Genomic DNA, 15,464 nt, shown 5'->3' with positions numbered 1-15,464 from the left:
TTTTTGTCTAAAAGCAGTAAGTCTTCTGAGAATGAAAAATATGCCGATGAATTTGTTTTCTTGGCAAAAAAAGAGTATAATAGAGCTAAACGCTCTTTGATAGAATTGAGGGGAATTATGAAAATGCAAATACCGTTAGAAACGGAATATATGACACTTGGACAAATGCTCAAAGAAGTCAGTGTGATCAGCAGCGGCGGCCAAGCGAAATGGTACCTTGCAGAGCACACCGTTTTTGTCGACGGCGAGCCGGAAAATCGACGAGGGCGCAAATTGTATGCGGGAATGCGTGTTGAGCTACCTGATGAAGGTACTTTTTTTATGGTGAAGAAGGAAGACGCCGATGCGGCTGAATGAGTTGCATTTAAGCAATTATCGGAACTATGATTCGCTGACACTGCCTTTTGAGAAAGGTCTGGTCATTTTTTTAGGCGAAAACGCGCAAGGAAAAACCAATATTTTAGAAAGCATCTATGTATTGGCGATGACCAAAAGCCACCGCACCTCCAGTGAGCAAGAGCTTATCCGCTGGGACACAGAAGGGGCGCGGATCTCTGGCAGTGTCAGTCGGGGACGCTCAACGATCCCGTTAGAACTGTTTTTGTCAAAAAAAGGACGAAAAACGAAAGTAAACCACATTGAGCAAAAAAAGCTCAGTAGTTACATAGGGCAGTTGAATGTCATTTTATTTGCTCCAGAAGACCTCTCCCTTGTAAAAGGAAGTCCCCAAGTCCGCCGCAAATTTCTCGATATGGAAATTGGGCAGATCGATCCAATCTATCTCTATGATCTCGTTCAATACCAATCCGTTTTGAAACAGCGCAATCAATACTTAAAACAGCTGAATGAAAAAAAACAGACCGATGAGATCTATTTAGATGTTTTGACGGAACAGCTGGTGGCTTTCGGCAGTAAAATCATTTTAGCCAGACAACGGTTTGTTCAGCGCTTGGCGTATTGGGCAAATCAGCTGCACCAAAAGATCAGCCAAGGAAAAGAAACCTTGCAGATCGATTACTTATCGAATGTGCCTGGTGAGGCGAGTACGCTGGAGGAGATCCAACAGCAATTTGTCAAAGCCTTGGCACTAGTCAAAGACCGTGAACGATTTCGGCAAGTCACGTTGGCAGGTCCCCATCGAGACGATCTGGATTTTTTGATCAATGAGAAAAATGTTCAGACCTTTGGTTCGCAAGGCCAGCAGCGAACGACCGCCTTAAGTGTTAAATTGGCAGAAATCGATTTGATGAAAGAAGAAACGGGGGAATATCCCGTCCTTTTATTAGATGACGTCATGAGTGAGCTGGATGATTCCCGACAACTGCATTTATTGGAGACCATTGAAGGAAAAGTTCAGACCTTTCTGACAACGACGACATTAGAACATGTGAAAGACAAAATGTCTGTGGAAGCAGAGATTTTTTATGTAGAGCAAGGACATATTAAAGGAGAATAGACTGAATGACAGAAGAAGAAAAAAGCTTAGTTGAACGTGCGAAAGCCTATGATGCCAGTCAGATCCAAGTGCTGGAAGGACTAGAAGCCGTCCGCAAACGACCTGGGATGTACATTGGTTCTACCAGTTCAGAAGGTTTGCACCACTTAGTATGGGAAATCGTCGATAACTCGATCGATGAAGCACTAGCAGGCTTTGCCTCAAGTATTCAAGTGATCATTGAACCAGATAATAGCATTACGGTCGTCGATGACGGTCGGGGGATCCCCGTTGATATCCAAGCCAAGACAGGCCGTCCAGCGGTAGAAACCGTCTTTACGATCCTGCATGCCGGCGGGAAATTCGGCGGTGGCGGCTACAAAGTATCTGGTGGACTGCACGGGGTAGGTTCCTCCGTCGTTAATGCGTTATCCACGACTTTAGACGTAAAAGTCTATAAAGAAGGCAAAGTGTATTATCAAGAATACCATCGTGGGGCAGTCGTTGATGACTTGAAAGTGATCGATGAAACCGACCGCCACGGAACGACCGTCCACTTTGTTCCAGATCCAGAGATCTTTACGGAAACAACCGTATTCAATTTTGATAAATTAGCGACACGGGTTCGGGAATTAGCCTTCTTGAACCGTGGCTTAAAAATCTCGATCGAAGACAAACGGGAAGAAAAACCCGTCTTGAAAGAATATCATTACGATGGCGGGATCAAGAGCTATGTGGAGCATTTGAATGCGAGTAAAACAGTGATTTTCCCAGATCCGATCTACTTAGAAGGAGAACAACAAGGAATCACGGTTGAAGTTTCCATGCAATATACCGATAGCTACCACAGCAACCTGTTGAGTTTTGCCAACAACATCCATACCTATGAAGGCGGAACCCATGAATTCGGGTTTAAGACTGCTTTGACACGGGTGATCAATGATTACGCCCGCAAGTCAAAATTGATGAAAGAAAACGACGAAAACCTGACCGGAGAAGATGTTCGGGAAGGATTGACGGCAGTTATCTCTATCAAGCATCCAGATCCTCAGTTTGAGGGACAAACGAAAACCAAATTAGGAAATTCGGAAGTGCGGACAGTCACTGATCGTCTCTTTTCGGAACATTTCACGAAATTCTTGATGGAAAACCCGAATGTGGGTCGTCAAGTCGTGGAAAAAGGACTTTTGGCATCAAAAGCCCGTCAAGCAGCCAAACGTGCCCGGGAAATGACTCGCCGAAAAGGTGCGTTAGAAATCAGTAACTTACCTGGGAAATTGGCCGACTGTTCCAGTAATGATCCAGAAAAATGCGAATTGTTTATCGTCGAAGGAGATTCTGCCGGCGGTTCAGCAAAACAAGGCCGCAGTCGCGAATTCCAAGCGATCTTACCGATCCGTGGGAAGATTTTAAATGTCGAAAAAGCCAGCATGGACAAAATCTTAGCAAACGAAGAGATCCGTTCGCTGTTTACGGCAATGGGAACTGGGTTTGGTGCTGATTTTGATGTAGCAAAAGCCCGTTACCACAAGCTAGTTATCATGACCGATGCCGATGTCGATGGTGCCCATATCCGGACCCTGCTTTTGACGCTGTTCTATCGTTATATGCGTCCAATCGTTGAAGCTGGTTATGTCTATATCGCACAACCGCCATTGTACGGTGTCAAACAAGGGAAAAATATCCACTATATCCAACCCGGCAAGAATGCCGAACAAGATTTGAAAAATACGATTGAATCACTGCCTGCGACACCAAAACCAACGGTTCAACGCTACAAAGGTCTAGGGGAAATGGATGACCACCAGTTATGGGAAACCACGATGGACCCTGAAAACCGGATGATGCTGCGGGTCAGCGTAGATGATGCCATAGAAGCCGATCAAATTTTTGAAATGCTGATGGGGGATCGCGTCGAACCAAGACGGGCCTTTATCGAAGAAAACGCGCACTACGTGAAAAATCTTGACATCTAGCCAATCGTAGAGGAGGAAACAGCTTGAGTGAAGAAGCAAAACAAAATATTCATGACGTCAATCTGACCAGTGAAATGCGTGAGTCCTTTATCGATTATGCAATGAGTGTAATTGTTGCTAGGGCTTTACCAGATGTGCGGGATGGCTTAAAGCCGGTTCACCGCCGAATTTTATATGGAATGAATGAATTAGGGGTCACACCAGACAAGCCCCATAAAAAATCAGCCCGGATCGTCGGCGATGTCATGGGGAAATACCATCCCCATGGGGACAGTGCGATCTATGAATCAATGGTGCGGATGGCACAGCCCTTTAGCTATCGCTACATGCTAGTCGATGGCCACGGAAACTTTGGTTCAGTCGATGGTGACGGTGCCGCTGCGATGCGGTATACCGAAGCCCGCATGAGTAAACTGGCGATGGAGATGCTGCGGGACATCAACAAAGATACCGTTGATTTCCAAAGCAACTATGATGATACAGAACGAGAACCAGCGGTATTACCTGCCCGCTTCCCGAACCTTTTGGTCAACGGGACGACTGGGATCGCTGTTGGGATGGCGACCAATATCCCGCCTCATAACTTGAATGAAGTCATTGCAGCCATCGATCTATTGATGGAAAATCCAGAAGTCACAACGAGTGAATTGATGGAAGTCCTACCAGGACCAGACTTCCCAACTGGCGGGATCGTGATGGGAAAATCCGGTATTCGCCGTGCCTATGAAACAGGGAAAGGGTCGATCACTGTTCGCGGAAAAGTCGAAGTGACTGAAATGCCCAACGGCAAAGAACGGATCTTAGTGACTGAATTGCCATATATGGTCAATAAAGCGAAGTTGATCGAACGGATCTCTGAGCTGCACCGTGACAAACGGATCGAAGGAATCACCGATCTGCGGGATGAATCGTCTCGTGAAGGCATGCGGATCGTGATCGACGTTCGTCGCGACGTCAGTGCGTCGGTGATCTTAAACAATCTCTACAAAATGACTGCACTGCAATCTTCTTTTGGCTTTAATATGTTAGCCATTGAAAAAGGCGTGCCGAAGATTTTGAGCTTGAAACGAATTTTAGAAAACTACATCGAGCACCAACAAGAAGTGGTAACTCGTCGGACACAGTTTGATAAAAACAAAGCAGAAGCTCGTGCCCACATCTTGGAAGGATTACGGATCGCATTGGATCATATCGATGAGATCATTGCTTTGATCCGGGCATCAAATTCTGATGATGAAGCAAAAAATAGCATGATGGAGCGCTTCAAATTGTCCGATCGCCAAGCACAAGCAATTTTAGATATGCGTTTGCGTCGCTTGACTGGCTTGGAACGCGACAAGATCGAAAACGAGTACCAAGGCTTGTTAGAATTTATCGCTGATTTGACAGACATTTTAGCAAATCCACAACGGGTCCTAGAAATCATCCAAACGGAGTTGCAAGAATTAGGCCAACGCTTTGGTGATGATCGCCGGACTGAATTATTGGTTGGGGAAGTCTTAAGTCTTGAAGATGAAGATTTGATCGAAGAAGAAGAAATCGTCATTACCTTGACGAACAATGGGTACATCAAACGAGTAGCTAAGTCTGAATTCCGTGCACAACGCCGCGGCGGACGTGGCGTTCAAGGAATGGGGATCCACGATGAAGACTTCGTGAAGACGTTGGTTTCTTGTTCGACTCATGACACATTACTGTTCTTCACCAATAAAGGGAAAGTTTACAAAGCCAAAGGCTATGAAATTCCTGAGTATGGTCGGGCAGCCAAAGGGATCCCTGTGATCAATCTCCTAGGGATCGATTCTAGTGAACGGATCGAAGCGATCATTTCGGCTTCTGGTGGGCCTCAAGAAGGACGCTACTTGTTCTTCACGACGCGTCTAGGTGTGGTCAAACGGACCTCAGTGACGGCCTTTTCAAATATCCGTGCCAATGGTCTGATTGCGATCGGTCTTCGGGAAAATGATGAGTTGGTCAACGTAATTGAAACCCACGGCGAAGATGTCGTGATCATCGGAACCCACGATGGCTACTCTGTGACCTTCAAAGAAGCCCTTGTGCGGGATATGGGTAGGACAGCTGCTGGTGTGCGAGGCATTCGTCTAAGAGACGGAGACTACGTGGTAGGCGCTGCAGTGATCACAGAAGACAGTGAAGTCTTGGTCATCACTGAGAACGGCTATGGCAAGCGTACCAAAGGCTCTGAATACCCAATCAAAGGTCGTGGCGGAAAAGGGATCAAAACAGCCAACATTACGGCGAAAAATGGTCCATTAGCCGGCTTGACGACGGTCAGCGGTGAGGAAGACATCATGGTGATCACCGATAAAGGCGTCTTGATTCGTTTCAATGTAGCGACTGTTTCCCAAACTGGTCGGGCAACCTTAGGGGTTCGTTTGATGAAGATGGAAAACAATGCCAAAGTAGTGACGATGGCAACGGTTGAACCAGAAGTCGAAGAAGAACTAGCGACTGCTGAAGAAACAGCGGTACAAGACGTACCAGTTATGGAAGAAGCAACGGAAGACACCACGGATACACAAGAATAAGCAATACGTTTTCTAGGAAGACAGCAAGCTGCGAACCTGCAGCTTGCTGTCTTCTTACTCTTTTTCAAAAAATCGGCAGCAGCTGACGTATTTATCAGTGTAAACGATTGTTTGCGGTGATGGATAGATGCAGGGACGCAAAAAAACAGCTTGCAGTAGGGACGAAAAAAGTGTATAATAATTATTTGTGAGTAGTCTAATTAGACCACTCTCTCTGCTCCTAGAAAACTAGGGGCCAAAGTCCACAGGGAGGTGAAAAATCAATGGAAAACACGAAATATGAGATTTTATATATCATTCGTCCAAACATTGATGAAGAAGCAAAAGCCGCATTGATCGCTCGTTTTGACTCAATCTTAACTGATAACGGCGCTGAAGTTATCGAATCAAAAGATTGGCAAAAACGCCGTCTAGCGTATGAAATGGATGGATTCCGTGAGGGTATCTATCACATCGTAAAAGTTTCTTCTTCAACAACTGCAAGTGCAATCAACGAGTTTGACCGTCTTGCGAAAATCAATGATGACATTATCCGTCACATGATTGTCAAAGAAGAAGCATAATATTGTTTCACATGAAACAAAAGCGATGAGGAGATGATGAACTTTGATTAATAATGTTGTACTAGTAGGAAGACTAACCAAAGATCCTGATTTACGTTACACTTCTAATGGCACTGGTGTCGCAACCTTTACCTTGGCGGTAAACCGCAATTTTACCAACCAAAGTGGAGAGCGCGAAGCTGATTTCATCAACTGTGTTATTTGGAGAAAACCAGCGGAAACATTAGCAAACTATGCACGCAAAGGAACTTTATTAGGGGTTACTGGACGTATTCAAACCCGTTCATACGACAACCAACAAGGCCAACGTGTTTATGTAACAGAAGTCGTTGCTGACAACTTCCAATTATTAGAGTCGCGGAATGCTTCCGAGCAAAGACGCACAACTGATAGCGGATCTGGCAGTAACAATACGTATAACTCAAACAGTTCTTCTGGATTTGGTAACAATAACTCAAATCAAACTCAATCCTCTCAACCATCAGGAATGCCTAATTTTGATCGAGACAACTCCGATCCATTCGGAAACTCATCAATCGACATTTCAGACGATGATTTACCATTCTAAGAAATTGATAGGAGGGAAATAGGATGGCACAACAAAGAAGAGGCGGACGCAAACGTCGTAAAGTAGACTACATTGCTGCAAACCATATTGAACATATCGATTATAAAGATATTGAATTACTAAAACGTTTCATTTCAGAACGCGGTAAAATCTTACCACGTCGTGTAACTGGTACTGGTGCGAAAAACCAACGCAAACTTACCATTGCAATCAAACGTGCGCGTATCATGGGATTACTTCCATTCGTAGGCGAAGAATAAATCGAATGATTTTCATTGACAAGTTTCTTTTGAAGCTTGTCAATTTTTTTATCCATCGAAGAGTAACTTGTTATTTTATATATAGATAGAATAACGAATGATAGAAATTTTTTCCTGGTTGGTTCACCAAAAAAGTTTCACGTGGAACTTTTTTGCATCAATCGCCTATTTGATTGTTTTGTGGTAAAATAAGGAACAAAGCTTCAAAAAAATGGGATGAAACATTGAGGGGTAAAAAAGATGGCAGTAATTGGGTTGATTTCAATTGATAATTACGATGATTTGATTGAGAAAAAAGACGACAAACAAGTTTCTTATTTGAACTCGCTGATCACGACATTGATTTCTGATTGGGCAAGTGAGAATCATGTTTTTTACAAACGAATCAATTCCGAGCGGTTTCTTTTCGTCGCGAAGTATTCAGATATTGAGCGGATGAAGGAAGAAAAATTCCAATTTTTGACTAGAGTACGGCAAGTTGCGGAAAAAAATGATCTGCCATTAACGATCAGTATGGGGATCTCCTATGGGGAAGAGTCTTTTGAAGAGATCGGGGAAGTGGCACAAAACAATCTCGACATTGCGTTAGTTCGCGGCGGTGATCAAGTCGTTTTAAAAGAAGCCAAAGAAGAAGCAAAACCGCAATTCTTTGGTGGCAATACAGACGGCACACCCAAGAGAACGCGTGTTCGTTCTCGTGCCATGAGTACGGCGTTGAGAAAGATTTTTGCTGAAAACCAACGGATCTTTATCATGGGTCATCGTTACCCAGACATGGATGCCTTAGGTTCGGCTTTTGGGGTGGCTTACATGGCGATGATGAGCGATAAAGAATGCTACATCATTTTAAATCCAAAAGAGATCACCGCAGACATTCAACGGGCATTGGAAGAATTGAAAAAATACCCCGAGCTGGAACGATTTGTGATCACTGGGGAAGAAGCAGTTAATTTATCAAATGAAGAAAGTGTGCTAGTGATGGTAGATTACCATAAGCCGTCGATGTCGATCTCGCAAGCGGTCTATGATGAATTTGACAAAATCGCAGTGATCGATCACCATCGTCGCGGGGATGAGTTTCCCGATAAGCCACTCTTGACGTATATTGAATCTTCCGCGTCTTCGGCATCGGAACTGGTAGCAGAATTAATCCAGTATCGTGCTTCTCGCAGATCGCAAGTCCCGAAATTTATTACGACTTCTTTATTAGCGGGCATCTACGTGGATACGAAGAACTTCACGGTGCGAACCACTGGTCGGACCTTTGATATTGCTGGTTATTTGAAAAACCAAGGCGCAGATACGTCATTGGTTCAATACATGTTGAGTACGGATCTCGATTCCTATTTGATGATCAGTGAACTGGTTTCTCGCAGCCAGCATTTCCGAGAAGATATCGTGATTGCTGCAGCGGATGAAGATCGGGTGTACGATAGTGTCACCGTTGCGAAAGCGGCCGATACTCTGCTATCGATCAACGGGATCCATGCCGCATTTGTCATTACGAAACAACCAGGAGATTTGATCGGTATCAGTGCTAGAAGCACTGGTAAAGTCAATGTACAAACCTTGATGGAGGCATTAGGCGGCGGCGGACATTTTACCAACGCAGCCACGCAAATAAAGAACAGCAGCATTGGTGATGTAGAAAAACAGCTGCGAGCGGAATTAACGAAAAATGAACAATAACAAGGAGTGACCAAGATGAAAGTTATTTTCTTACAAGATGTCAAAGGCAAAGGCAAAAAAGGCGATATCAAGGAAGTCCCTAATGGCTACGCACAAAACTTTCTGATCAAAAACAACTTAGCCAAACCTGCCAACAATGAAAGCATGGCAGAATTAAAAGGCAAACAAAAAGCCAAAGAAAAACAAGACGCAGAAGTCTTAGCAGAAGCGAAAGAGTTAAAAGCACTTCTTGAAAAAGAAGAAACCGTTGTGAAGATCAATGCCAAAGCAGGGGAAGATGGCCGCTTGTTCGGTTCGATCCCATCAAAACAAATCGCAGATGCCTTGAACAAGCAATACAAAATCAAAATCGACAAACGCAAAATCGAATTGGATCAGCCGATCCGTGCATTAGGCTTTACGCAAGTACCTGTAAAATTGCACCCACAAGTAACAGCAACGATCAATGTTCATACCATCCAAGAATAAGCATTACTCCCAACAGTCACATGTTGGGGTTTTTTTCGGCAAACGTCCAAGCAATCTTGTACTTTGGATGGGAATCTTGTAGAATGAATGGACGAAGGAGCGAATGGCATGAATGAAGTTTGGCAAAATCAAGTTCCCCCACAAGATATTGAAGCGGAACAAGCGGTCCTAGGGGCAGTCTTTTTAGATGCCGATGCGATCATCGATGCAATGGAAGTAATCGCCCCAGAAGATTTTTATCGCCGCAGCCATCAAATAATTTTTCAAGCAATGATCCAGTTGAACGACCGTAGTGAATCGATCGACTTGATTACGTTGAAAGCAGAAATTGAAAAAAGCAACAGTCTTGAAGATGTTGGCGGCCTGACGTATCTGACTGAACTGAGTCAAGCTTCACCATCAGCAGCAAGTATTGCTTATTATGCGAAGATCGTTGACGACAAAGCCACGTTACGCAATCTGATCCAAACAGCGAGCCGCATCGTAACCAAAGGCTTTGAACAAGATGAAGATGTGCAGTCGATCATTGATCAAGCAGAAAAAAGTATTTTAGAAGTATCCGAAAAGCGCAATAGCAATGGCTTCCAATCGATAGCGGAAGTCTTGAATCGGACGATCGAAACGATCGATCAGTTGGCGCAAAACAATGAAGAAATCACCGGATTACCTACGGGTTATGCGGCTTTAGACAAAATGACGGCGGGGCTGCAAAAAGAAGAGCTGATTATTCTCGCTGCCCGCCCCGCGGTAGGGAAAACCGCGTTTGCCTTGAATATCGCGCAAAATGTCGGAACGAAAACCGATCGTTCCGTAGCGATCTTTAGTCTGGAAATGGGGGCTGAATCATTGGTCAATCGGATGCTGTGTGCGGAAGGCTCGATTGAGGCCAGTCACTTGCGGACGGGGCAGCTCTCAGAAGAAGAGTGGCGGAATTTGATCGTTGCCATGGGCAGTCTTTCTAACGCAAATATCTATATCGATGATACCCCTGGGATCAAGATCTCTGAGATTCGGGCACGTTGTCGGAAACTGGCGCAAGAAAAAGGTAATCTCGGCTTGATTTTGATCGACTACTTGCAGCTGATTGAAGGAACGGGTCGCGAAAACCGCCAACAAGAAGTCTCTGAGATCTCTCGCCAATTAAAGAAACTGGCGAAGGAATTAAAAGTGCCAGTGATCGCACTGTCTCAGCTTTCTCGGGGTGTGGAACAACGACAAGACAAGCGTCCTGTTTTAAGTGATATTCGGGAATCAGGATCGATTGAGCAGGATGCCGATATCGTTGCTTTCTTGTACCGAGATGACTACTACCGAAGCGAAGGCGACGATGACGATGAACCAGAAGAACAACAAAACAACAATGTGATCGAAGTCATTATCGAGAAAAACCGGAGTGGTGCCCGGGGGACCGTCGAACTTCTATTTATCAAAGAATACAATAAGTTCTCCTCGGTCTCGCCGCGAGAAGAGTTCGGGTAAGACACCAACGATGTGAGAAACCAAGGCTCCTGCTGCCGTCTGCATTGCGCTGATGGCAGCAGGGCTTTTTTTATGTGCTGACTTTATTCGTTTTTACGTGTATAAATAATTATTGAGAAGAAAATAGTTCGTTTTTTACCCCTGAAAAATGAGAATTTAAAACGATTATTCGATTTTAGATTGAAAGAGCTTGCGAATCTTGTTACAATACTTAAGGAATGCACTAATTAAAGAAAGAGGTCATTATATGTCATCTGTAGTAGTAGTAGGTACACAATGGGGCGATGAAGGTAAAGGAAAGATTACGGACTTTTTGAGTGAAAACGCGGAAGTCATTGCACGTTATCAAGGTGGAGACAATGCCGGCCATACGATTAAATTTGACGGTGTGACCTATAAACTGCATTTGATTCCTTCTGGGATCTTTTATGCAGATAAAATCAGTGTCATTGGAAACGGGGTCGTTGTGAACCCGAAATCATTAGTTAAAGAATTAGCATACTTGAAAGAAAACAATATAATAACAGAAAACTTAAAGATCTCTGATCGTGCTCATGTTATTTTACCTTACCATATCCATTTGGATCAGCTGCAAGAAGATGCCAAAGGTGACAACAAGATCGGTACCACGATCAAAGGGATTGGACCAGCCTATATGGATAAAGCTGCCAGAGTCGGCATTCGGATCGCTGATCTTTTAGACAAAGAAATTTTTGAAGAACGTCTGCGTATCAACTTAGAAGAAAAAAATCGTCAATTCGTGAAAATGTTTGACGCAGAGCCAATCGCCTTTGAAGACATTTTTGAAGAGTATTACGAATATGGCCAACAAATCAAAAAATATGTGACGGATACTTCGGTGATCCTTAACGATGCCTTAGATGAAGGCAAACGGGTTTTATTTGAAGGGGCACAAGGCGTGATGCTGGATATCGACCAAGGAACCTATCCTTTCGTGACATCATCCAACCCCGTTGCTGGGGGAGTCACTATTGGTAGTGGTGTGGGTCCTTCAAAAATCAACAAAGTCGTTGGTGTCTGCAAAGCTTACACCTCTCGGGTAGGAGATGGTCCTTTCCCAACGGAACTGTTTGATGAAACAGGTGAACAAATCCGTAAGATCGGTCGTGAATACGGAACAACGACAGGACGTCCTCGCCGTGTGGGCTGGTTTGATACCGTCGTGATGCGCCATTCAAAACGTGTTTCAGGGATTACAAACCTATCCCTTAACTCGATCGATGTCTTGAGCGGCTTAGAAACCGTGAAGATCTGTACGGCTTATGAACTAGACGGCGAATTGATCTATCATTACCCAGCAAGCTTGAAAGAGTTGAACCGCTGCAAACCAGTCTACGAAGAACTTCCTGGCTGGTCTGAAGACATTACTGGCTGCAAAACATTAGCAGATCTGCCAGAAAATGCACGCAATTACGTTCACCGCATCTCTGAATTAGTCGGTGTCCGCATTTCGACCTTCTCGGTAGGACCAGACCGCAGCCAAACCAACATCTTAGAAAGTGTTTGGGCGCAAATCTAAACTGACGCAAAAGCTTCAGAACAAGACGAAGAACTCCTGTGTCAAAAGCAGTCAACGATAAGTTTGGCTGCTTTTGATGAGAATTTCTTCTGTCTTGTTCTTTTTTTGCTATAATAGGGGGTAACGAGAGGGGTGAAACCATGTTTCAAATCATGACAGATTCCTGCTGTGATTTACCAGCAGCAAGATTAGCGGAGCTAGATGTTGTGTATATTCCGATGCTGATCGAATTAGACGGCAAAGAATATATCGATGATATGAGCAAAGAATTTGATACGGAATGGTTTTTAGGAAAACTAAAAGAGCATGCGCAGCCGACAACTTCTCAAATCAATGTCGGACGTTATATGGAGTATTTTCGGCCATATGTCGAAGCGGGCACACCGGTCCTTTATTTAGGTTTTTCTTCAGGAATGAGCGGCTCATTCCAAAGTGCCGTCCAAGCCGTAGCCTTACTAAAAGAAGAATACAAAGAAGTTGCGATCACCTTGATCGATACGCGCTCTGCGAGTTTAGGCGAAGGCTTCTTAGTGGCTGAAGCAGCCCAACAAAAAGCCCAAGGACGTTCGTTGCTAGAAGTCAGCCAATGGGTAGAAGAAAACAAACTGCGTTTAGATTCATGGGTCACCGTCGACGATTTAAAACAATTGGAACGCGGCGGCAGAATCTCTAAAACGGCGGCAGCGATCGGCGGATTGCTGAACGTGAAACCAATTATTACCGTCGATACTGCGGGAAAATTACGCAGCGTTGATCGAGTGCGGGGACGCAACAAAGCGATCCAAAAAATCGTGGATCAAACCATCGCCAATCTTCACGAATCAAAAACCAATACGGTTTATTTTGCCAATGCTGGCGCTGCCGAAGCAGCGGAGAAAGTCATCAAACGTTTGACCGAAAAAGTTCCTGACATTATTATTCATCATTATCCATTAGGTCCAACGATCTCCAGTCATACCGGCTACGGCTGCTTGGCGCTGTTTTCATTCGGCAAAGCCCGTTTAGAACAAGCGTAACCTGCCAAAAAGCGCCCGAAGCACCTAGATAAAATAAAAGAAACGCTCCAGTTGCAGCCTTGGTGGCGGGCAACTGGAGCGTTCTTTTTTTCAAAAGCAGCTTATTGATTCATTTCTGCTACGCGTTTTTGGACATCTTTGTTTTCTAAGAATTCATCGTAGGTCGTTTCGGCACGATCCACCACGCCTTTGCTAGAGACCGCAATGATACGGTTCGCAAGGGTTTGAATAAATTGGTGGTCATGAGAAGCAAACAACAATGAGCCGGTGAAGGCCATCAAGCCATCGTTTAATGCGGTGATCGATTCTAAGTCCAAGTGATTGGTTGGATCATCCAATACCAATACGTTGGCTTTTGAAAGCATCATTTTCGACAACATGCAGCGAACTTTTTCGCCCCCGGAAAGAACGTTGACGGGTTTTAATACTTCGTCACCAGAGAACAACATGCGACCTAGGAAGCTGCGCAAGAAGGTATTGTCGTCTTCTTCTTTGCTTGCGTATTGACGCAACCAATCAACGATCGGGGTATCCGTATCAAATTCGCTGGTCGTATCTTTTGGCAAGTACGCATGCTGCGTGGTCACGCCCCAACGAACACTACCTGTATCAGGAGTGATTTCCCCCATGATGACTTTGAATAGCGTTGTGGTGGTGATATCGCTATTGGCAACAAAAGCGACTTTGTCGTCTTTGTTCAAGGTGAAAGAGATATTGTCTAAAATCTTTTTGCCGTCGATCGTCACACTGACATTGTCGACTTGCAGCAAGTCATTCCCGATTTCACGTTCTGGTTTAAAACCGACAAACGGGTAGCGGCGAGACGAAGGTTGAATATCATCAAGGGTGATTTTATCCAACATTTTTTTCCGAGATGTTGCTTGTTTGGATTTTGACGCATTGGCACTAAAGCGTGCGATAAAGTCTTGCAGTTCTTTGATCTGCTCTTCTTTTTTGGCATTTGATTGGGATTGTAATTTCGCAGCTAATTGGCTTGATTCCAACCAGAAATCATAGTTGCCGACAAACAATTTGATTTTGCCGAAGTCTAGATCGGCCATATGGGTACAAACTTTATTTAAGAAGTGGCGGTCATGGGAAACAACAATGACGGTGTTGTCAAAGTTGATCAGAAACTCTTCTAACCAGTTGATAGATTGGATATCCAATCCGTTGGTAGGCTCATCTAGGAGCAAGACGTCTGGCTTACCGAAAAGGGCTTGTGCCAGTAAGACTTTCACCCGTTGACCAGCAGTTAGATCTTTCATCAAGACATGATGCAATTCATCGGGAATGTTCAAGCCTTGCAAAAGAACAGCTGCTTCGGGCTCTGCTTCCCAGCCATCAAGTTCCGCAAATTCGCCTTCTAGTTCGGCGGCACGAATCCCATCTTCATCAGAAAAGTCTTCCTTCATGTAGATCGCGTCTTTTTCTTTCATCACTTCGTAGAGACGTTTATGGCCCATGATGACCGTTTCGATCACTGGAAACTCTTCGTAATCATAGTGGTTCTGCTTCAAGACAGCCATCCGTTCATCAGGACCTAAAGACACATTTCCAGTCGAAGGTTGGATCTCACCAGATAAAATTTTTAAAAAAGTTGATTTACCAGCACCATTTGCACCAATCAAACCATAACAATTACCAGGCGTAAACTTAATATTAACATCATCAAACAGTTTGCGGTCTGAAAAATGCAAACTTACATCACTTACTGTAATCAATTCTTTTCCTCACTTTATATAAATTGACATGGAGTCTCCTAGCATTATAGCGATGAATGTTGAAACTTTCAAGTAAAGCCGAGGATTTCATCAGGAAAGGCTTAGGGCTGGTGAAAGAAAAATTTTGGCTGCTGCTGCCTTCCTAGTAGAACCTGACGGCTTCCTATGCTAGAGTATTGGTAGAATAGTTAGACAAA

13 protein-coding genes are annotated in these 15,464 nt (G+C 44.3%); 12 read left to right on the top strand and 1 reads right to left on the bottom strand.

Annotated features, from left to right (window positions below):
* The first annotated feature begins 117 nt into the window (after positions 1-117).
* The 12 genes from yaaA (at position 118) to IGJ15_RS15910 (ending at position 13,543) form a co-directional block, all read left to right on the top strand.
* The gene (gene yaaA / locus IGJ15_RS15965) at positions 118-357 is read left to right on the top strand and encodes a S4 domain-containing protein YaaA (RefSeq protein ID WP_008376781.1); all 240 of its coding nucleotides are present in this window, start codon (positions 118-120) and stop codon (positions 355-357) included.
* On the top strand, positions 344-1,456 hold the full coding sequence (gene recF / locus IGJ15_RS15960; RefSeq protein WP_430599214.1) for a DNA replication/repair protein RecF: 1,113 nt from the start codon (positions 344-346) through the stop codon (positions 1,454-1,456). Before yaaA ends, recF begins: the two co-directional genes overlap by 14 nt.
* A 5-nt stretch (positions 1,457-1,461) precedes the next feature.
* On the top strand, positions 1,462-3,411 hold the full coding sequence (gene gyrB, locus IGJ15_RS15955; protein ID WP_005226359.1) for a DNA topoisomerase (ATP-hydrolyzing) subunit B: 1,950 nt from the start codon (positions 1,462-1,464) through the stop codon (positions 3,409-3,411).
* A 23-nt stretch (positions 3,412-3,434) separates the two neighbouring features.
* Positions 3,435-5,960 carry a DNA gyrase subunit A gene (gene gyrA / locus IGJ15_RS15950; RefSeq protein ID WP_430599213.1) on the top strand — a complete coding sequence of 842 codons (2,526 nt, stop codon included), beginning with the start codon at positions 3,435-3,437 and terminating at the stop codon, positions 5,958-5,960.
* Positions 5,961-6,223: 263 nt separating this feature from the next.
* Positions 6,224-6,523: a 30S ribosomal protein S6 gene (gene rpsF / locus IGJ15_RS15945; protein ID WP_005226363.1), complete on the top strand. Its 300-nt coding sequence runs from the start codon at positions 6,224-6,226 to the stop codon at positions 6,521-6,523.
* Between the two features lie 43 nt (positions 6,524-6,566).
* Positions 6,567-7,091 (top strand): single-stranded DNA-binding protein, encoded by a 525-nt coding sequence (ssb, locus tag IGJ15_RS15940; RefSeq protein ID WP_005226365.1) that lies wholly within the window; start codon positions 6,567-6,569, stop codon positions 7,089-7,091.
* 23 nt (positions 7,092-7,114) lie between these two features.
* Positions 7,115-7,351 carry a 30S ribosomal protein S18 gene (rpsR, locus tag IGJ15_RS15935; protein WP_005226367.1) on the top strand — a complete coding sequence of 79 codons (237 nt, stop codon included), beginning with the start codon at positions 7,115-7,117 and terminating at the stop codon, positions 7,349-7,351.
* A gap of 240 nt (positions 7,352-7,591) precedes the next feature.
* Positions 7,592-9,040 (top strand): DHH family phosphoesterase, encoded by a 1,449-nt coding sequence (locus IGJ15_RS15930; protein ID WP_010748473.1) that lies wholly within the window; start codon positions 7,592-7,594, stop codon positions 9,038-9,040.
* Positions 9,041-9,055: 15 nt separating this feature from the next.
* Complete coding sequence (gene rplI / locus IGJ15_RS15925; RefSeq protein WP_005226371.1) at positions 9,056-9,508, top strand: 50S ribosomal protein L9; 453 nt, start codon at positions 9,056-9,058, stop codon at positions 9,506-9,508.
* Positions 9,509-9,616: 108 nt separating this feature from the next.
* Positions 9,617-10,987, top strand: a complete 1,371-nt coding sequence (dnaB, locus tag IGJ15_RS15920) for a replicative DNA helicase (protein ID WP_005226374.1) — start codon at positions 9,617-9,619, stop codon at positions 10,985-10,987.
* 247 nt (positions 10,988-11,234) lie between these two features.
* A complete protein-coding gene (locus IGJ15_RS15915) occupies positions 11,235-12,527 on the top strand; it encodes an adenylosuccinate synthase (protein ID WP_005232916.1) in 1,293 nt (430 codons plus the stop codon).
* 140 nt (positions 12,528-12,667) lie between these two features.
* The gene (locus IGJ15_RS15910) at positions 12,668-13,543 is read left to right on the top strand and encodes a DegV family protein (RefSeq protein ID WP_010748474.1); all 876 of its coding nucleotides are present in this window, start codon (positions 12,668-12,670) and stop codon (positions 13,541-13,543) included.
* 101 nt (positions 13,544-13,644) lie between these two features.
* On the opposite strand, the gene IGJ15_RS15905 is transcribed toward IGJ15_RS15910, so the two are convergent.
* Complete coding sequence (locus IGJ15_RS15905) at positions 13,645-15,267, bottom strand: ABC-F family ATP-binding cassette domain-containing protein (RefSeq protein ID WP_005226380.1); 1,623 nt, start codon at positions 15,265-15,267, stop codon at positions 13,645-13,647.
* Positions 15,268-15,464: the final 197 nt, after the last annotated feature.

It is taken from the genome of Enterococcus sp. AZ079, from assembly GCF_050547255.1.
Lineage (GTDB): Bacteria > Bacillota > Bacilli > Lactobacillales > Enterococcaceae > Enterococcus_D > Enterococcus_D casseliflavus.
Note: the sequence above shows the minus strand (reverse complement) of the source record. Positions and strands in the feature narration are given on the sequence as shown.